15 protein-coding genes, 3 tRNA genes and 1 pseudogene are annotated in these 17900 nt (G+C 60.2%); 10 read left to right on the forward strand and 9 right to left on the reverse strand.

The window, feature by feature from the left end; genetic code table 11:
- Positions 1-10: 10 nt before the first annotated feature.
- Positions 11-790 carry a hydroxypyruvate isomerase gene (gene hyi / locus BCF11_RS05290; protein ID WP_098493817.1) on the reverse strand — a complete coding sequence of 260 codons (780 nt, stop codon included), beginning with the start codon at positions 788-790 and terminating at the stop codon, positions 11-13.
- An 18-nt stretch (positions 791-808) separates the two neighbouring features.
- A complete protein-coding gene (gene gcl, locus BCF11_RS05295) occupies positions 809-2584 on the reverse strand; it encodes a glyoxylate carboligase (RefSeq protein WP_098493818.1) in 1776 nt (591 codons plus the stop codon).
- A 221-nt stretch (positions 2585-2805) separates the two neighbouring features.
- On the opposite strand from gcl, the gene BCF11_RS05300 reads away from it, so the two are divergent.
- The 7 genes and pseudogenes from BCF11_RS05300 (at position 2806) to BCF11_RS05325 (ending at position 10236) form a co-directional block, all read left to right on the forward strand.
- Complete coding sequence (locus BCF11_RS05300; protein WP_098493819.1) at positions 2806-3714, forward strand: LysR family transcriptional regulator; 909 nt, start codon at positions 2806-2808, stop codon at positions 3712-3714.
- A gap of 179 nt (positions 3715-3893) precedes the next feature.
- Positions 3894-4418 (forward strand): glycine zipper 2TM domain-containing protein, encoded by a 525-nt coding sequence (locus BCF11_RS05305; protein WP_098493820.1) that lies wholly within the window; start codon positions 3894-3896, stop codon positions 4416-4418.
- Between the two features lie 143 nt (positions 4419-4561).
- Positions 4562-4870 (forward strand): hypothetical protein, encoded by a 309-nt coding sequence (locus BCF11_RS05310; protein ID WP_098493821.1) that lies wholly within the window; start codon positions 4562-4564, stop codon positions 4868-4870.
- A gap of 390 nt (positions 4871-5260) precedes the next feature.
- Entirely contained in the window at positions 5261-5419 is a 159-nt protein-coding gene (locus BCF11_RS27920; RefSeq protein WP_158229146.1) for a hypothetical protein, read from the forward strand.
- Between the two features lie 7 nt (positions 5420-5426).
- Positions 5427-6683 carry an HlyD family secretion protein gene (locus BCF11_RS05315; protein WP_098493822.1) on the forward strand — a complete coding sequence of 419 codons (1257 nt, stop codon included), beginning with the start codon at positions 5427-5429 and terminating at the stop codon, positions 6681-6683.
- A complete protein-coding gene (locus BCF11_RS05320) occupies positions 6680-8818 on the forward strand; it encodes a peptidase domain-containing ABC transporter (RefSeq protein ID WP_199110759.1) in 2139 nt (712 codons plus the stop codon). Before BCF11_RS05315 ends, BCF11_RS05320 begins: the two co-directional genes overlap by 4 nt.
- Before the next feature lie 95 nt (positions 8819-8913).
- Positions 8914-10236, forward strand: a pseudogene (locus tag BCF11_RS05325) (TolC family protein).
- A 301-nt stretch (positions 10237-10537) separates the two neighbouring features.
- Here BCF11_RS05325 and BCF11_RS05330 read toward each other — a convergent pair.
- The 5 genes from BCF11_RS05330 to BCF11_RS05350 form a co-directional block, all read right to left on the reverse strand.
- A tRNA-Glu gene (locus BCF11_RS05330) sits at positions 10538-10613 on the reverse strand.
- Positions 10614-10766: 153 nt separating this feature from the next.
- Positions 10767-10842: transfer RNA gene (locus tag BCF11_RS05335), tRNA-Glu, on the reverse strand.
- A gap of 52 nt (positions 10843-10894) precedes the next feature.
- Positions 10895-10970 (reverse strand) — tRNA-Ala (locus BCF11_RS05340).
- Between the two features lie 71 nt (positions 10971-11041).
- Positions 11042-12472 (reverse strand): glutamate--tRNA ligase, encoded by a 1431-nt coding sequence (gene gltX, locus BCF11_RS05345; protein WP_098493825.1) that lies wholly within the window; start codon positions 12470-12472, stop codon positions 11042-11044.
- Positions 12473-12570: 98 nt separating this feature from the next.
- Positions 12571-12978, reverse strand: a complete 408-nt coding sequence (locus BCF11_RS05350) for a DUF4399 domain-containing protein (protein WP_098493826.1) — start codon at positions 12976-12978, stop codon at positions 12571-12573.
- A gap of 149 nt (positions 12979-13127) precedes the next feature.
- Between BCF11_RS05350 and BCF11_RS05355 the strand changes: the two genes are divergently transcribed.
- Complete coding sequence (locus BCF11_RS05355; protein WP_098493827.1) at positions 13128-13466, forward strand: cupin domain-containing protein; 339 nt, start codon at positions 13128-13130, stop codon at positions 13464-13466.
- Positions 13467-13473: 7 nt separating this feature from the next.
- Here BCF11_RS05355 and apbC read toward each other — a convergent pair whose 3' ends face one another.
- Positions 13474-14562, reverse strand: coding sequence for an iron-sulfur cluster carrier protein ApbC (gene apbC / locus BCF11_RS05360; RefSeq protein ID WP_098493828.1), 1089 nt, complete (start codon positions 14560-14562; stop codon positions 13474-13476).
- A 205-nt stretch (positions 14563-14767) separates the two neighbouring features.
- On the opposite strand from apbC, the gene metG reads away from it, so the two are divergent.
- Both metG and BCF11_RS05370 read left to right on the forward strand, forming a co-directional pair.
- A complete protein-coding gene (metG, locus tag BCF11_RS05365; RefSeq protein ID WP_098493829.1) occupies positions 14768-16864 on the forward strand; it encodes a methionine--tRNA ligase in 2097 nt (698 codons plus the stop codon).
- An 8-nt stretch (positions 16865-16872) separates the two neighbouring features.
- Positions 16873-17352, forward strand: coding sequence for a GNAT family N-acetyltransferase (locus BCF11_RS05370; protein ID WP_098493830.1), 480 nt, complete (start codon positions 16873-16875; stop codon positions 17350-17352).
- Positions 17353-17371: 19 nt separating this feature from the next.
- Here the strand turns inward: BCF11_RS05370 and bamE are convergent, their stop codons facing one another.
- Complete coding sequence (bamE, locus tag BCF11_RS05375; protein ID WP_098493831.1) at positions 17372-17878, reverse strand: outer membrane protein assembly factor BamE; 507 nt, start codon at positions 17876-17878, stop codon at positions 17372-17374.
- Positions 17879-17900: the final 22 nt, after the last annotated feature.

Raw genomic sequence — 17900 nt, forward strand, 5'->3', positions numbered from 1 at the left:
TTCGCGGAATTTACAGGCCGTGCGCTGCGCGCCAGCCGAGACCTTCTACCGTGCCGGCCTTCGGCTTGTACTCGCAGCCGATCCAGCCGTCGTAGCCGATCTCTTCCAGGAACTTGAACAGAAAGTGATAATTGATTTCGCCTGTACCCGGCTCGAAACGGCCCGGATTGTCCGCGAGCTGCACATGCTTGATCTGCGCCAGGTTGGCCTTGATCGTGTTGGCCAGCTCGCCTTCCATTCTTTGCATGTGATAGATGTCGTACTGCACGAACAGATTGCTGGAACCGGTTGCCTTGATCAGGTCCAGCGCCTGTTTCGTGCCGGTCAGGAAGAAGCCGGGGATGTCGAAGCTGTTGATCGGCTCGATCAGCAAACGGATACCCGCTGCCTGCAATTTTTCGGCGGCAAATTTCAGGTTGCTGACCACGGTAGCCTGCGCCAGCTCGCTGCTGACGCCGACCGGCACGATACCGACCAGGCAGTTCAGTTGCTTGACGTTCAGCACCTTGGCATAGCGGATCGCGTCGTCGACGCCTTGCTGGAATTCGCTGACGCGGTCCGGATGGCAAGCGATACCGCGCTCGCCGGCTTCCCAGTTGCCTGCCGGCAGATTGTGCAAGACCAGTTCCAGGCCGTTGGTGGCCAGCTTGTCGGCGATCTGTTCGGCGCGGAAGGCATACGGGAACAGGAATTCGACTCCCTTGAACCCGGCCTTGGCTGCAGCATCGAAGCGTTCCAGGAACGGCAGCTCGGTGAACAGCATGGTCAGGTTGGCCGCTAATTTTGTCATGTTATCTCTCTTCAAGAATCAGTCGAGCAGGGACACAGCGGTCGGTGCGTGGTCACGGCTGGTGGCCAGTTCTTCGAACTCGTTGATGGCGTCGATCTCGGTGCCCATGGAAACGTTGGTGACACGTTCCAGGATGATTTCCACCACCACCGGCACACGGAATTCCTTCATCAAGCGCTTGGCCTGGGCGAAGGCATCCTGGATACCGTTCGGATCGGTGACACGAATCGCCTTGCAACCCAAGCCTTCGACGACCGCGACATGGTCGACGCCGTAGCCGTTGAGTTCCGGCGCGTTGACGTTTTCAAACGCCAGCTGCACGCAGTAATCCATTTCAAAGCCGCGCTGCGCCTGACGGATCAGGCCGAGGTAGGAGTTGTTCACCACCACGTGCAGGTAAGGCAGGTTGAACTGCGCGCCTACCGCCAGCTCTTCGATCATGAACTGGAAGTCATAGTCGCCGGAAATCGCCACCACTTCGCGTTTCGGATCGGCTACGCAGACACCCAGCGCCGCCGAAATGGTCCAGCCCAGAGGACCAGCCTGACCGCAGTTGATCCAGTGACGCGCGTGGTACACGTGCAGGAACTGTGCGGCGGCGATCTGCGACAAGCCGATGGTGCTGACGTAGCAAGTGTCGCGGCCGAAAGCCCGGTTCATTTCTTCGTACACGCGCTGCGGCTTGACCGGCACGTTTTCGAAGTGGGTACGGCGCTGCATGGTGCGCTTGCGCTCCTGGCACTCGCCCAGCCATTTCGAACGGTCCGGCAACTTGCCGGCGGCCTTCAATTCCTTGGCGACTTCGACGAACAGCTTCAAGGCGGCCTTGGCGTCAGATACGATGCCATAGTCCGGACCGAACACGCGGCCGATCTGGGTCGGCTCGATGTCGACGTGGACGAACTTGCGGCCCTTGGTGAATACTTCCACCGAACCGGTGTGGCGGTTGGCCCAGCGGTTGCCGATGCCGAGCACGAAGTCGGACGCCAGCATGGTGGCGTTGCCGTAGCGATGGCTGGTCTGCAGACCGACCATGCCCGCCATTTGCGGATGATCGTCAGGGATCGCGCCCCATGCCATCAAGGTCGGGATCACCGGCACGCCGGTCAGCTCGGCGAACTCAACCGCGAGGTCGGCCGCATCGGCATTGATGACGCCGCCGCCGATGGTCAGCAACGGACGCTCTGCTTCATTCAGCATGGTCAATGCTTTTTCGATCTGGGCGCGCGAAGCAGCCGGCTTGTAGACTGGCAAAGGTTCGTAGGTGTCCGCATCGAATTCGATCTCGGCCATCTGCACATCGAACGGCATGTCGATCAGGACCGGGCCTGGACGGCCGGAGCGCATGACGTGGAAAGCCTGCTGGAACACGCGTGGCAACAGGGCTGGCTCACGCACGGTGACCGCCCACTTGGTGACCGGCTTGGCGATCGATTCGATATCGACGGCCTGGAAATCTTCCTTGTACAGACGGGCGCGCGGCGCCTGGCCGGTAATGCAGAGGATAGGAATCGAATCCGCCTGGGCCGAGTACAAGCCGGTGATCATGTCGGTGCCGGCTGGGCCGGAGGTACCGATACAGATACCGATATTGCCCGGGTTGGCGCGGGTGTAGCCTTCCGCCATGTGCGATGCGCCTTCAACGTGGCGCGCCAGTACGTGCTCGATGCCGCCATGCCTTTTCATGGCAGAGTAGAACGGGTTAATTGCGGCGCCTGGCACGCCAAAGGCTTGCACACAGCCCTCTTTCGCCAATACGTGCATTACTGCGTCAACTGCCTTCATCTTTGCCATGTTGCCTCCGAATTACAGAATGTGAATTATTGCCACTGCCTGCGGACCGCTCCGAATTTGCCCCGTTTCAAGGGTTGGTATGGAGACTGCCGAGTGGATGAGACACATCCTATAACCAAACATATTGTTTGATAAGAACACAAACAATCGCTTTATTCGATACGTCAAGTATGGAATACTAAGTAAAAAAGTAAAATACAGATAAGCGAACCGGAAGAGACATGGACAAACTCAAACAGATAGAAGCCTTCGTCAGTGTGGTCGAAAAAGGCAGCCTGGCAGGAGCGGCGCTGGAGCAGAACATTACCCCGGTGATGCTGGGGCGGCGCATCGACGCGCTGGAAAAGCGGCTCGGCACCAAGCTGATGCACCGCACCACCCGCCACCTGACGCTGACCGAGCAAGGCACGGTATTCCTCGACCATTGCCGCAAGCTGCTGACCGAGCTGGATATTGCCGAAAAAATCATCTCCGAAGGCCGCCATAAGGCTACCGGCCATCTGGTGGTGTCGGCGCCGGCCGCTTTCGGCCGCAAGCATGTGGCGCCGCATGCGCCGGCCTTTATCGCCACCAATCCGGAAGTGCAGATCTCGTTCAACCTGACCGACCGCGTGGTCGACCTGGTGCGCGAAGGCTATGACATCAGCATCCGCATCGGCGGCGCCATCGATCCGAACTTCGTCGCGGTCAAGCTGGCCAGCAACCGCCGCGTGGTGTGCGGCACGCCGGAATACTTTCATCGCAACGGCATCCCGCGCACGCTGGAAGACATCGCCAAGCACAACTGCCTGTCCTTCAACCTGCAAGGCGGCCAGCAGCGCGGCTGGTATTTCCAGCAAGGCGGCAAGCCCGTGATCATCAAGACTGCCGGCAACCTCGACTGCAATGACGGCGAGCTGTTGCACCGCTGGGTCAGCGAGGGCCTTGGCCTGGGTTGGCGTTCGACCTGGGAAATCGAATCGCAGCTGGCCTCTGGCGAACTGCTGACGGTGCTGGATGAATTCGCCTTGCCGCATTACGACATCATGGCGGTCTATCCGCAGCAGCGGCACCTGCCGGCCAAAGTGCGTTTCTTCATCGACCGCCTGAAATCGATTTATGCGCAGCCGGACTATTGGAGCAAGGGTTGAAAATTCCTGCCGGAAAACAGGATTGATTGCTGAAATGTAAGTTCCGTAACAATCCGCCTTGCTCATGGCGCGCCGGTCAACCGGGCCGGCTGCAACATCGTTTTAGTGTGGTGAATCGCACATGCACCACAGCTGCGAAGTACTACACTGAATATATCAACCAACATCATGAGGCAGCTATGACAATCCGCAAAACAACTCAACAAGCCATGCTGGCTGCAGTCATCGGCGGCACGCTGCTGCTCGGCGGCTGCGCCGCGCCGTATGGCGGACAAGGTTATGGCAACCAAGGCTATGGCAACCAAGGTTATAGCAATCCGCCTCCGCAAACTTATCCGGGTTACCAGCAGGGCGGCTACCAGCAAAACAATAACAGCAACTATGGCGTGGTCGATGCTATCGATGCCGTCAACACGCCTAGCCAAGGCATAGGCGGCGCGGTGGTCGGCGGCGTGCTGGGCGGCGTGGTCGGCCATCAGGTCGGTCACGGCACCGGCAATACCCTGGCCACTATCGCCGGCGTGGTCGGCGGCGCAGTGGTGGGCAACCAGCTGGAAGCGCGCAACAGCCCGGGCTCCACTTCCTACAATGTACGCATACGCATGAACAACAATGGCTACCAGACCATCAGCGTCAGCAATCCCGGCGATCTGCGGGTGGGCGACCGGGTGCGCGTCGACAACGGCCAGATTTCGCGCTATTAAGGCATCCGTTTTTTCGGGCAGCACCTGAAGACCGGCGGCGCTCCAGAGGCGCCGCCGGGCTCAACCGAGAAGTAGATTTCATTGGTCCTATCAGTAGCTTCGCATTGCCTGTCTTGCTAAATGCGACACAACCAGGAGGCATCATGAAAATGCACATCAAGCCTTTATCGCTGGCTTTTTTTATCGCCGCGAATGCTTTCGCGCTGCACGTCAATGCGGCTGAAGAAAACGTCCAGTACCGGGATCCGCCACGCTGGAGCGCGCCGGACCGGACGCCGCAGGCGCGCTTTGCATCCATGAAAAAAGAAAATACCAATGCCTATGCCCAGGCCATGAACGATTGCCGCGCCATGCGCGGACGCGAAGCTGCCGATTGCAAACGCGAAGCCCGCGTCAATTTTGACCGCGACATGCAGCGTGCACGCGAAATGACATTGGGCGCGCATCGCTAGACAGCCGCTCTCCAGGAAAATCAAAGGCCGCTCATGCGGCCTTTTTTATTTCCGCCGGCAGCCGCAAGCCTTGTCGCTGCTCGTCCCTGGGTACTCCAAATCAATTTTACATTCCAAAAAGAAATTGTTAATTATTGTTATATTTGCAATTAATGAATTGCATTCGCATTGAATGCAAAACAATAATATCAATACGATAATTAATTAATGTTTTTTTATGTAATTTTCGGCATGTGCCGGATTTCACTGGCGACTAACCGTAACTGGAATTCACCGCCAGCTGTTTTTTAATCCAAAGGGAGAAGATATGGCAATTCAGCAATTATCAGCACAGGAAATCGATCAGGTAAGCGGCGGCTGCTGTCTGTTTTTCAGCAGGTTCTTCTCGTCTTGCTTCAGCAGCTTCTTCAAGAACTGCATGCCAAGCAAGCCGAACTGCAACAAGCCAACGCCGCCGACACCGCCAACACCACCGCAACCAGCCTAAAAGCGGCTCGATTTCCAGACAAAAAACACGGCAGCCGGCTGCCGTGTTTTTTGTCATTTTAAAGACATCATGAGTTTATTCCGCGAACAGGCTGTAACCGCCCAACAAAGCAAATGGCTGGGCGACATCGTCCTGATACGGCCGCTGTCGTTTGCCTTCCTGACCGCCTGCGCCGCCTTGCTGGCGCTGCTGGTGTGCGCCTTCCTGGCCTGCGGCAGCTACACCAAGCACAGCACCGTCAGCGGCCAGCTGCTGCCGAGCAGCGGCCTGATCAAGGTCTACGCGCCGCAGAGCGGCATCGTCATCCAGCAGCATGTCAAGGAAGGCCAGGCGCTGCAGGCCGGCGAGATCCTGTATGTGCTGTCGAGCGAGCGCCAAAGCAGCACCCAGGGCGCCACCCAGGCCGCCATCAGCAGCCAGGTCGAACAGCGCCAAGCCAGCTTGCGCGATGAACTGCAAAAGACCCGCCTGCTGCAACAGGAAGAACGCAGCGGCCTGAACAACAAGATCGCCGGCCTCGGCAATGAGCTGGCCAAGCTGGACAAGCAGATCGCCGGCCAGCAGGACCGCGTCAAGCTGGCAGAGGATGCCTTGCAGCGTTACCAGGGGTTGCTGCAGCAAGACTACATCTCGCGCGAACAATTCCAGCAAAAGCAGGAAGACCTGCTCGACCAGAAGAATCGCCAGCAAAGCCTGGAACGCGACCGCATCAGCGTCGGCCGCGAACTGTCGGCGCAGCAGAGCGAGCTGGGCGGTTTGTCGTTGAAGCAGCAGAACCAGCTGGCGCAGATCGACCGCACGCTGGCCAGCACCGGCCAGGAGCTGAGCGAAAGCGAAGCCAAGCGCCGCATCGTCGTCAGCGCGCCGCAAGCCGGCATCGCCACCGCCGTGCTGGCCGATGCCGGCCAGGCCGTCGACGGCAATCGGCCTCTGCTCAGCATCGTGCCGGCCGGCGCCACCCTGCGCGCCGAACTGTATGCGCCGAGCCGCGCGATCGGCTTCGTGCGCCCCGGCGACCAGGTGCTGATCCGCTACCAGGCTTATCCCTACCAAAAATTCGGCCACCAGAAAGGCGTGGTCGAATCGGTCGCCAGGACTGCCTTGCCGAACAATGAATTGAACGCCATCGGCGTCCCTGCCGGCGGCAACGGCAGCGAGCCGATGTACCGCATCACCGTGCGGCTGGCGTCGCAGCAGGTGCAAGCCTACGGCCGGCCGCAGCCGCTGCAGGCCGGCATGCTGCTCGACGCCGACGTCCAGCAGGAAAAGCTGCGCCTCTACGAATGGGTGCTGGAACCTCTCTACAGCCTGACCGGCAAACTGTGACCATGTTCAATCGACTTGCCTTCGGTATCAACGCCACCCTGCCGCTGATGCTGCAAACCGAGGCCACCGAATGCGGCCTGGCCTGCCTCGGCATGGTGGCCGGCTATCACGGCTACCGCACCGACATGGCGAGTTTGCGGCGCCGCTTTCCGGTCTCGCTCAAGGGTTCCACCTTGCGCGACCTGATCGCCATTGCCGAGCAGCTGGAGCTGGCATCGCGTCCCTTGAAACTGGAGATCGGCGATCTGGGCCAGCTCAAGCTGCCCTGCGTGCTGCACTGGAATTTCAATCACTTCGTGGTGCTGCAGGAAATCGGCCTCCGTTCGCTAACAATATACGACCCGGCTTTCGGCATCCGCAAACTGTCCCTCGATGAAGTCGCCAAAGCGTTTACCGGCGTGGCCCTGGAACTGTGGCCGAATCCCGGCTTCAAGCCGGCCAGCGCCGTGCAGAGCGTGCCGCTGCGCCACCTGCTTGGCCGCATCACCGGCCTGTACCGCTCGTTCAGCCAGATCCTGCTGCTGTCGCTGGCGCTGGAAGTGTTTGCCGTCGTCAGCCCGTTCTTCCTGCAATGGGTGATCGACAATGTGCTGGTCTCAGCCGACCGCGACCTGCTCACCACCCTGGCATTGGGCTTCGGCTTGCTGATGCTGATGCAGCAGGCGATCGGCGTTGGCCGCAGCTGGGTGCTGATGTACATGAGCACCACCCTCAACGTGCAGTGGCAAGCCAATGTCTTCACACATTTATTACGCCTGCCAGTCGCCTATTTCGAGAAGCGTCACCTGGGCGATGTGGTGTCGCGCTTCGGCGCGGTCGGCATCATCCAGCACACGCTCACCACTTCTTTCCTGGAAGCGATCCTGGATGGCGTCATGACGATGGTGACGCTGGCGCTGATGTTCATCTACAGCCCGACCCTGGCCTGGATCGCGATCGGCGCCATGCTGCTGTACGGGCTGGGGCGCTGGGCCTGGTTCGCGCCTCTGCGGCATGCCACCGAAGAACAGATCATCCACGCCGCCAAGCAGCAGACCCATTTCCTGGAAACCATCCGCGGCGTCAAGACCATCAAATTGTTCCAGCGCCAGGACGAGCGCCGTTCCAGCTGGTTATCTTTGCTGGTGGACCAGATCAACGCCGACCTGCGCACGCAGAAACTCAGCCTGCTCTACAAGACCCTCAACGGCGTACTGTTCGGCATCGAGAACATCCTCATCATCTGGCTAGGCGCGCGCCTGGTCATGGATGGCAATTTCACAGTCGGCGTGCTGATGGCTTTCAGCGCCTACAAGGGCCAGTTCGACAGCCGTGTCAGCTCGCTGATCGACAAGTTCGTCGAGCTCAAGATGCTGCAATTGCAGGGCGAACGGCTGGCCGACATCGTGCTGCAGCCGCCGGAAACCACGCAAGGACGCAATCTGGGCGAGCCTGAGGCGGCGTTGCTGCCGTCGCTGGAAGTGCGCGGCCTGCGTTTCCGTTATGCCGAGCAGGAACCGTATGTGCTGGACGACGTTTCGTTCCGCATCGAAGCCGGCGAATCGGTAGCCATCGTCGGCCCCTCGGGCGGCGGCAAGACCACCCTGGTCAATGTCTTGCTTGGAATACTGGCGCCGAGCCAGGGCGAAGTGCTGATCGGCGGCCAGCCAGTGCAGCAGGTCGGCCTCGATACCCTGCGCCGCATGGTCGGCACCGTGCTGCAGGACGATGTGCTGTTCGCCGGTTCGCTGGCCGACAACATCAGCTTCTTCGATCCGCAGGCCGACCAGGCCTGGATCCGGCAATGCGCGCGGCTGGCCGCCATCGAGCAGGATATCGGCGCCATGCCGATGGGCTACAACACCCTGGTCGGCGACATGGGCACCATCCTTTCGGGCGGGCAGAAACAGCGGATCCTGCTGGCGCGCGCCTTGTACAAGCGGCCGCAGATCCTGTTCCTGGACGAGGCCACCAGCCATCTCGACATCGAGCGCGAGCAGTTGGTCAACGACGCAATCAGCAGCATGCGCATCACGCGCGTGATCGTGGCCCACCGGCCAGAGACCATCAACAGCGCCGACCGCGCGATCGTGCTGGCCGGCGGCAAGGTGATAGATATGGAGGCGCTGCAAGCACAGGAAGCGGCACCGGCATGAGCGGCGCGCTGCGTGCCTGCTGCTTGCTGGCGCTGGCGGCGATGGCTGCCGCACCGTTGCGCGCCGAACCGCTCTGGTCCGATCCGTTGCGCACCATGCATGGGGTTTCCGCCACGCCGGTCAGCACCGGCTATGGCGTCGGCTGCAGCTTCGACGTCCGGCTGCCGGATCCTCTGACGCTGCTGGATGCGATCGAGCGCGCACTGTGCCGCAACCCGCAAACCCGCCAGGCCTGGGCCAACGTCAAGGCGCAGGCGGCCGCGGTCGGCGTCAGCCGCGCTGCCTACCTGCCCACTCTGACAGCAGGCGGCACCTGGAGCAAGGCTGACAATCGCACCAGCTATCCCGATTTTCCGGCTAACGATTCCTCGCTCACGACCCACAGCAGCGACCTCAACCTGAACCTGAGCTGGGTGCTGTACGACTTCGGCCTGCGCGCCGCCAACCTGGAGAACGCGCGTCAATTGCTGAACGCCGCCAATGCCGCACAGGACGATATGCTGCAGACGATATTTCTCAGCACCGTGCAAAGCTTTTACGAAGCGCAGGCGACGCAGGCGCTGCTGGCCGCCACCGCGGAAGCCGAACAGGCTGCCGAGCAAAGCTTCAAGGCCAGCGCCGCCAAATACCTGGCAGGCGCCGGCACCCTGGCCGACAAGCTGCAGGCGCAGACCGCCCACGCCCAGGCCAGCCTGAAACGCGCGCAAGCGGCCGGCGATCTGCAGAATGCCTTGGGCAGCCTGGCCATCGTCATGGGCTGGCGTCCCAACACGCCGCTGATGCTGGCGGCGCTGGGCGACGCCACGGATGCGCCGCTGTTGCAGCAAGCGGTCGACCAGCTGATCGCCGACGCCGTGCGCAGCCATCCGAAAATCCTGGCGGCGCAAGCGCAATGGAAGGCAGCGCAGGCGCAAGCAGACGCCGCCCGCGCCGATGGCCGGCCGACGCTGTCGCTGTTCGCCACCGGCGACCGCAGCGACACGCCGATCACCCAGGTCTCGTCTCGGCAAACCATCAACAGCCGCAGCATCGGCTTGCAGATCAGCATCCCGCTGTTCGACGGCTTCAGCCGCAAGTACAAGGCGCGCGGCGCCCAGGCCCAGGCCGACAGCAAGGAAGCGGAACTGGCCGGCGTCGAGCAGCAGGTCACGCTGGAAGTATGGAAAAGCAATCAGGCCTTGCGCACCGAAGCGGAAAACCTGCACAGCACCGACATCCTGCTGCGCAGCGCGCGCCAATCGTTTGAAGTGGCGTAGGGACGCTACAAGGCCGGGGTCGGCAATATCCTGGAATTGCTGAAGGCGCAAAGCGATCTGGCGAGCGCGCAGCAACAGCGCATCCTGTCGCTGACCAGCTGGCAGACCGCGCGCTTGCGTCTTGCCGCGAGTCTTGGCCGGTTGCGGATTGATGGTCTTTGACTGCGCAAAATAAAAAAGCCGCAATAAGCGGCTTCGAATTTGCTTCAGTTTGAATTCGACAAAAAAAAAAGACCCGCATGCGCGGTAATGCTGTTCAGTTAGGGCAGAACGACATGGCGTAGGGTGGGCACTCCGTACCCACGCAGTATCATGGATATTCGTGTCCCTGACATTCGTGCCCCGGCTACGCGCCCCGGCCCGTCCGCGTGGGCACGGAGTGCCCACCCTACGAGTTCCGCAAATAAAAATGCCGCTCAGTCTTAACTGAACGGCATTACCGCTTGCGCGGGCCTTTTTATTCTGGCGTCCCCAGGGGGATTCGAACCCCCGTACTCACCGTGAAAGGGTGATGTCCTAGGCCTCTAGACGATGGGGACAGTAATCTGTCCGTACTGGCCTTGCTTCTACTGCTGCTTGCAAAAAACAATAAAGGCCGCATTTGGCGGCCTTATCGATTGTATCGAAAACACTCAACACCAATTTCCTGCAGCCATTTTCTGACTGCTTTCCTGTCGATGCCAAAAGAATTCTGGCGTCCCCAGGGGGATTCGAACCCCCGTACTCACCGTGAAAGGGTGATGTCCTAGGCCTCTAGACGATGGGGACAGCAAGCTGTCCAACTAGCTTTACTACCTTACTACTTCTGCTACCAATTTGCTGGTGGAGGTAAGCGGGATCGAACCGCTGACCTCTTGCATGCCATGCAAGCGCTCTCCCAGCTGAGCTATACCCCCGTTTGCAGAAGCGAGATTATAGCAAGCTTATTTAGCGCTTGTAAATCCCGATTTGCAGATTTATTGCAGATTTACAGCAGATAAGGTTGCAAACGTGTTGTCACGGCCTCACGGCCAAACAATTCCAGCACGGCATCGATCGCCGGCGTCTGCAATTGTCCGGTCACCATCAGGCGCAGAGGCATGGCGAACTGCGGCATCTTCAGCTTGTGCGCAGCCAGCACTTCCTTGATCATCGGCGCCAGGCTTTCCTTGTTCCATTCGACCGTGGCGCAGCGCTGTGCGAAATCGGCCAGCGCTGGCTTGATGGCGTCGGTGTAGTGCTGCGTCAGCAAAGCCGCATCCGGCGCCGGCTGGCGATAGAACAGCATGGCCGCAACCGCGATTTCATTGACGGTGTTGGCGCGCTCTTTCAGCAGGCCGATGACTTTCGCCAGCTCCGGCGCGCCGTTGAAATCGGCGCCGTCCTGTTCCATCAGCGGCTTGACCATGGCGGCCAGGCGCTGGTTGTCGGCCAGCTTGATGTAGTGGTTGTTAATCCACGCCAGCTTTTCCGGATTGAATTGCGCCGGCGATTTCGACAGATGGTCGAGATTGAACCATTGGCAAAACTGCTCCATGCTGAAAATCTCTTCGTCGCCATGGCTCCAGCCCAGGCGCGCCAGGTAGTTCAGCATGGCTTCCGGCAGATAACCCTGCGCCGGATAATCCATCACGCTGACCGCGCCGTGGCGCTTCGACAGTTTTTCGCCGTCGGCGCCCAGGATCATCGGCACGTGACCGTACAACGGCAGCGTGGCGCCCAAGGCTTTCAGGATATTGATCTGGCGCGGCGTGTTGTTGACGTGATCGTCGCCGCGGATCACGTGGGTAATTTCCATGTCCCAATCGTCCACCACCACGCAGAAATTGTAGGTCGGCGTGCCATCCGGACGGGCGATCACCAGATCGTCCATCTCGCGGTTGGAAATCGTGATGTTGCCTTTGACGACGTCGTCCCAGCTGACCTCGCCGTCCAGCGGATTCTTGAAACGGACCACCGGCTTGCGGTCGGCCGGCACTGGCGGCAAAGTCTTGCCGTCTTCAGGACGCCAGGTGCCGTCGTAGCGCGGCTTTTCGCCGGCGGCGCGCATCCGTTCGCGCATCGCTTCGACTTCTTCCGGCGACGAATAGCATTGGTAGGCCGTGCCGTCCTTCAGCATCTGCGCGATCACTTCGCGATAGCGGTCCATGCGGCGCATCTGGTAGAACGGACCTTCGTCATGTTCCAGGCCCAGCCATTGCATGCCGTCGACGATCGCCTGCACCGCTTCCGGCGTCGAACGTTCAAGGTCGGTATCTTCGATGCGCAATACGAAAGTGCCGCCGAAATGGCGCGCGAAAGCCCAGGAAAACAGCGCGGTGCGGGCGCCGCCCAGATGCAGGTAGCCGGTCGGGCTAGGGGCAAAACGGGTGCGGACCTTGGTGGCCGGGGAAGTTGAAGCTGGAGTGCTAGCAGTCATGATAAATAAAAACGGCCTTGGCATGCCAAAGCCGTTATCAAGGAAAACCCCATTTTACCGCGTTGCAGCAGCGGATGGAACCGCTGGCCCTAGCGAGCTTATTTGACGGTCACATTGATGCTTTTGCTCAGCTCCGGGCCGTAAGAATGATGAGTGCCGTCGGCAAACTGCATGGTCAGCTTGTATTGACCCGGCGGCAGCGTCAGCTGGGTTTCGGTTTGGCCCTTGCCAAAATGTATATGTTTTTCATCGACAGGAATCGGCTGGCCGGCCGGAATGCTGTCTTCGTTGATCAGCAAATGATGATGGCCGCTGTCTAGTGTCTTATCGCCGGCCGGCTTGACTTCCATGCCGCTGACGTCGAACTCGACGATGAACGGGCTGCTGACCACCGCGCCGTCAGCCGGCTGTTTGAAAGAGACCGAAGCCGCATGGGCCATCTGCGGCAACAGGCCGGCGCTCAGCACGGCAATGGAAAACAGCACGGAAAAAAATCGTGATTTCATTGTCTTATCCTTTGAGTGAAAATAAGTGGAAAACAGATAATGCCGGTGCGCTTCTGACAGACATTACAGACACATACAATTTACTGAATGCAATAATGAAAATGTAATAATACAGGGATGCCGCCGGCACCGCTTTCAGGAGGGACACCATGCAAATCGCAAGCGGCAATCTATTGACCGCGCTGCCGCCAGCCGGTTCGGAAGAAGTGTTTGAACTGCTGCACCAGCGCACCGGCCTGAAAATCGAACGCATCGTTTCCAGCGGACAGGCCAGCCCGCCCGGTTTCTGGTACGACAATCCGCAGGAGGAGTGGGTATTGCTGCTGAGCGGCAGCGCCGGCCTGACGCTAGAGGGCGCGGCCGTGGAGCATGTGATGCAGGCTGGGGCGTGGCTGCACATCCCCGCCTGCTGCCGCCACCGCATAGAATGGACCGATGGCGCGCAGCCGACCGTCTGGCTGGCGATCCATCATGAAGTTGAGGCTTAGTTGAGACTTAATCGTTCTTGACGACGATGGTCGGGAACTTGCTGCTCATGTCCTTGGCTTTTTCCGCTACCTTGATCGCCACCTTGCGCGCGATTTCCTTGTAGATGTGAGCCACCGGACCATCCGGTTCCGCCACCACGGTCGGCGTGCCGGAATCGGTCTGCTGGCGGATAGACATGGTCAACGGCAAGGCGCCGAGGAAATCGACGCCGTATTCGCCGCACATGCGGGCGCCGCCGCCTTCGCCGAAAATCGCTTCGGCATGGCCGCAATTGGAGCAGATGTGGGTGCTCATGTTTTCCACGATGCCGAGGATAGGAATCCCGACTTTCTCAAACATCTTCAAGCCCTTGCGCGCATCCAGCAAGGCGATGTCTTGCGGCGTGGTGACGATCACGGCGCCGGTGACCGGCACTTTTTGCGAAAGAGTCAGCTGGATGTCGCCGGTGCCGGGCGGCATGTCGACGATCAGGTAATCGAGGTCGCGCCAATTGGTCTGGTCCAGCAACTGCTGCAAAGCCTGGGTCACAATCGGACCGCGCCACACCATCGGCTCGTCCGGATCGACCATGAAACCGATGCTCGATACCTGCAGGCCGTGGTTTTCCAGCGGCTCCATGGTCTTGCCGTCCTTGGTTTCCGGACGGCCGCTGATACCCATCATCATCGGCTGCGAAGGGCCGTAGATATCCGCATCCAGGATGCCGACTTGGGCCCCTTCCGCCGCCAGCGCCAGCGCCAGGTTGACCGCCGTGGTCGACTTGCCGACGCCGCCCTTGCCGGACGCTACCGCGATGATGTTCTTGATGTTGGACATCAGCTTGATGCCGCGCTGCACCGCATGCGATTGTATTTTTGAATAGACATTCGGACGCACCTGGCCGATGCCCGCCAGCGCAGCTACCGCATCAATGGCGGCAGCGCCGATCAGCGCAAACTGGCTCCTGGCCGGGTAGTCCAGCTCAACGTCGAACGAGACGTTGGCGCCGTCCAGCTGGATATTCCTGGCCGACTTGCTGCTGATCAGATCCTTGCCTGTGTTCGGGTCGATGACGCTGGATAACGCTGCCTTGACCGCTTCAATCGTGACGCTCATTACTTTTCCTCTGCACGTTCTTGATAAGATGCGGCAAGTCTAAACCAAATCGCCGCTTTCACGCTCAAGGCGGATAGAAGTGGGCTTTCCGCTTGCCTCTAAATATGGTTAATCGAGCACGACTAAAGCGAAAACCGCCCCGGCACTGCTAAAATCAACCCTTTATTCCAACCAGCAGCGCTTGACGTTGCAAATTCATTGCCAAATGAGCATTACTTTGACTTCAACTCCACGCCAGTTATTCGTTACCACCGCCCTGCCTTACGCCAATGCAGCGTTTCATATCGGCCACATCATGGAATACATCCAGGCCGACATCTGGGTGCGGTTCCAGCGAATGCAGGGCCACGAAGTCAATTTCGTCGGTGCTGACGACGCCCACGGCGCGCCGATCATGATCGCCGCCGAGAAAGCCGGCATCACGCCGCAGGAATTCGTGGCGCAGATCGCGGCCGGCCGCAAGCAGTACCTGGACGGCTTCCATATCGCCTTCGACAACTGGCACTCGACCGACGGTCCGGAAAACCACGAACTGTCGCGCGACATCTATCGCAAGCTAAAAGCGGCGGGCTTCATCTCGACCAAGACCATCGAGCAATTCTTCGATCCGGTCAAGAACATGTTCCTGCCGGACCGCTACATCAAGGGCGAATGCCCGAAATGCGGCGCCAAGGACCAGTATGGCGATTCCTGCGAAGTGTGCAGCTCAGTATACGCGCCTACCGACCTGAAGAATCCGTACTCGACGCTGACCGGCGCGACGCCGGTGATGAAATCCTCGGAACACTTTTTCTTCCGCCTGTCGGATCCGCAATGCGTGGAATTCCTGCGCGGCTGGGCGCTCGGCAATGTCGACGGCAAGCCAAGGCTGCAATCGGAAGTCGCCAACAAGGCCAAGGAATGGCTGGAAAGCGACGGCGGCATGGGCGACTGGGACATCAGCCGCGACGCGCCCTACTTCGGCATCGAGATCCCGGATGAACCGGGCAAGTATTTCTACGTCTGGCTGGATGCACCGGTCGGCTACCTGGCTTCGCTGAAAAACTATTTCGGCAAGACCGGACGCGACTACGACGCCTTCATGGCCGATCCGAAGACCGAGCAGTACCACTTCATCGGCAAGGACATCACCTATTTCCATACGCTGTTCTGGCCGGCCATGCTGCATTTCTCTGGCCTGAAGGTACCGAACAATGTCTTCGTGCACGGCTTCCTGACGGTCTCCGGCGAAAAAATGTCGAAGTCGCGCGGCACCGGCATCTCGCCGCTGCGCTACCTCGACCTCGGCATGAATCCGGAATGGATGCGCTACTACATCGCCGCCAAGCTGAGCGCCAAGGTGGAAGACCTGGACTTCAACCCGGACGACTTCGTCGCGCGCGTCAACTCCGACCTGATCGGCAAGTACATCAACATCGCCAGCCGCGCCGCCGGTTTCATCGCCAAGAAGTTCGACGGCAAGCTCAGCACCGCCTGGGCCACCGACAGCGATCCGTTCCTGGCCAGACTGCGCGCGGTCGCGACCGATATCCAGGCGCTCTACGACAGCCGCGAATACGGCAAGGCCCTGCGCGCGGTGATGGAGCAAGCCGACCTGATCAACGCTTACGTCGACGCCAACAAGCCATGGGAACTGGCCAAGGACCCGAGCAAGGAAGCGCTGCTGCACGAAGTCTGCAGCCGCCTGCTGGAAGCCTTCCGCATCCTCACCCTGTACCTGAAGCCGGTGTTGCCGGCGCTGGCGGCGCAAGTCGAAGCCTTCCTGCAGATCCAGCCGCTGGTGTGGAGCGATGTCGCCAAGCCGCTGGCTGACGGCCACGCCATCAACGCCTACGCGCATCTGATGACGCGGGTCGAGCCGAAGATGCTGGACGCTCTGTTCGATGCGCCGGCGCCGGCCGCCGCTGCAGACGCGCCAGCAGCAGTGGCGGAAGCCGCCAGCAGCATCGAGCCGCTTGCCGCCGAGATCAAAATCGACGATTTCGTCAAGGTCGACCTACGCATCGCCAAGATCGTCAACTGCGAACACGTAGACGGTTCCGACAAGTTGCTGCGGCTGACGCTGGATGTCGGCGAAGGCCGCTTGCGCAATGTGTTTTCCGGTATCAAATCCTCTTACCAGCCGGAAGAACTGGTCGGCAAGCTGACCGTGATGGTGGCCAACCTGGCGCCGCGCAAGATGAAGTTCGGCATCTCCGAAGGCATGGTGCTGGCGGCCTCGGCCACGGATGGCAAGGCCAACCCTGGCATCTACGTGCTCGCCCCGTGGCCTGGCGCCGAGCCGGGCATGCGGGTCAGCTAAGAGCGGCGATGAGCCTGCAGGTGCGTGAAGCCAGCGCCGACGATGCCGCACTGATCGCCGAGCTGACCCGCGCTTGCTGGACGGAGCGGGTCGCCGCCAGTTCCAGCGGCCATCGCGAACAAACCGAGCGGGTCCGGCAAGACCTGCAGCGTGGCGGCGGCTTCATTCTGCTGCTGGATGGCCAGCCAGCCGGTTCGGTGCGCTGGCTGCCGTCGGATACCGAAACCGAGGTATGGGAAATCCTGCGCATGGGCGTGTTGCCGGCCTATCGCGGCCAAGGCCTGTCCCAGCATTTGATGGAAGCGATCATTCATCGCGCCCAAGGCGCCGATGTGCATGAGCTGCGGCTGGCGGTGGGCGCCGACCAGGCGCGCGTGGTCGACTTGTATGCCGTGTTTGAATTCGAACTGGCGCCGGAGCTGGAATACACCCGCGCCAATCCGCTGCAAGAGCCGCCGACGGTGATGCGGCGCTGGCTCAGGCGCTAGGCCCTCGCCAGCTACGCAATCAATGGCCGTAGACTTGCGACACTGAAGTGCCCGTCACCAGGCCGCTGGTGATATCCATGTGGACATTGAAGAAAGCCTGGCTGGCGTCGCTCTGGATGTAGCGCCAGTCCCAGACTTCTTCGTTCTTGCGGGTAAACTGCACCACGGTGCGCGGCTTGCCCAGCATCTGCCTGACTTCTTCCTTGCGCATGCCGGCCTTGATCCTGGCGAAATTCTCTTCGGTCAGCACCTGCTTGTAGTCGGCCAGCTTGCCATCCTGGCCGATATAGAACATCCAGGTGCGAGTGCCGGCCGGGCCTTTCGGATACTCCAGCGTACGCTCGCCGTTTTCCTTTTCCCAGACCGTATCCGGCTGGCCCATGGCGTTGCGTACGTCGGCTTCCGACGATACGCCGCGGTTGAGTTTTTCCAAGCCCGCCTCCTGTACGAAGTTGCCATTCTGATCGCAAGCCGCGACCAGCAATGGCGTCAGCAATAACAAAACCTTGCGTGCCCATGATTTCATGCCGCCTCCTGCTTACTGTGAT

The sequence above is a fragment of the Collimonas sp. PA-H2 genome (genome assembly GCF_002564105.1).
GTDB lineage: Bacteria > Pseudomonadota > Gammaproteobacteria > Burkholderiales > Burkholderiaceae_D > Collimonas.

Bases quoted from the DNA above. Each gene is read 5' to 3' on its own strand.
- hyi (WP_098493817.1), bottom strand. From the start codon at position 790: ATGACAAAATTAGCGGCCAACCTGACCATGCTGTTCACCGAGCTGCCG.
- gcl (WP_098493818.1), bottom strand. From the start codon at position 2,584: ATGGCAAAGATGAAGGCAGTTGACGCAGTAATGCACGTATTGGCGAAA.
- BCF11_RS05300 (WP_098493819.1), top strand. From the start codon at position 2,806: ATGGACAAACTCAAACAGATAGAAGCCTTCGTCAGTGTGGTCGAAAAA.
- BCF11_RS05305 (WP_098493820.1), top strand. From the start codon at position 3,894: ATGACAATCCGCAAAACAACTCAACAAGCCATGCTGGCTGCAGTCATC.
- BCF11_RS05310 (WP_098493821.1), top strand. From the start codon at position 4,562: ATGAAAATGCACATCAAGCCTTTATCGCTGGCTTTTTTTATCGCCGCG.
- BCF11_RS05315 (WP_098493822.1), top strand. From the start codon at position 5,427: ATGAGTTTATTCCGCGAACAGGCTGTAACCGCCCAACAAAGCAAATGG.
- gltX (WP_098493825.1), bottom strand. From the start codon at position 12,472: ATGACTGCTAGCACTCCAGCTTCAACTTCCCCGGCCACCAAGGTCCGC.
- BCF11_RS05350 (WP_098493826.1), bottom strand. From the start codon at position 12,978: ATGAAATCACGATTTTTTTCCGTGCTGTTTTCCATTGCCGTGCTGAGC.
- BCF11_RS05355 (WP_098493827.1), top strand. From the start codon at position 13,128: ATGCAAATCGCAAGCGGCAATCTATTGACCGCGCTGCCGCCAGCCGGT.
- apbC (WP_098493828.1), bottom strand. From the start codon at position 14,562: ATGAGCGTCACGATTGAAGCGGTCAAGGCAGCGTTATCCAGCGTCATC.
- metG (WP_098493829.1), top strand. From the start codon at position 14,768: ATGAGCATTACTTTGACTTCAACTCCACGCCAGTTATTCGTTACCACC.
- BCF11_RS05370 (WP_098493830.1), top strand. From the start codon at position 16,873: ATGAGCCTGCAGGTGCGTGAAGCCAGCGCCGACGATGCCGCACTGATC.
- bamE (WP_098493831.1), bottom strand. From the start codon at position 17,878: ATGAAATCATGGGCACGCAAGGTTTTGTTATTGCTGACGCCATTGCTG.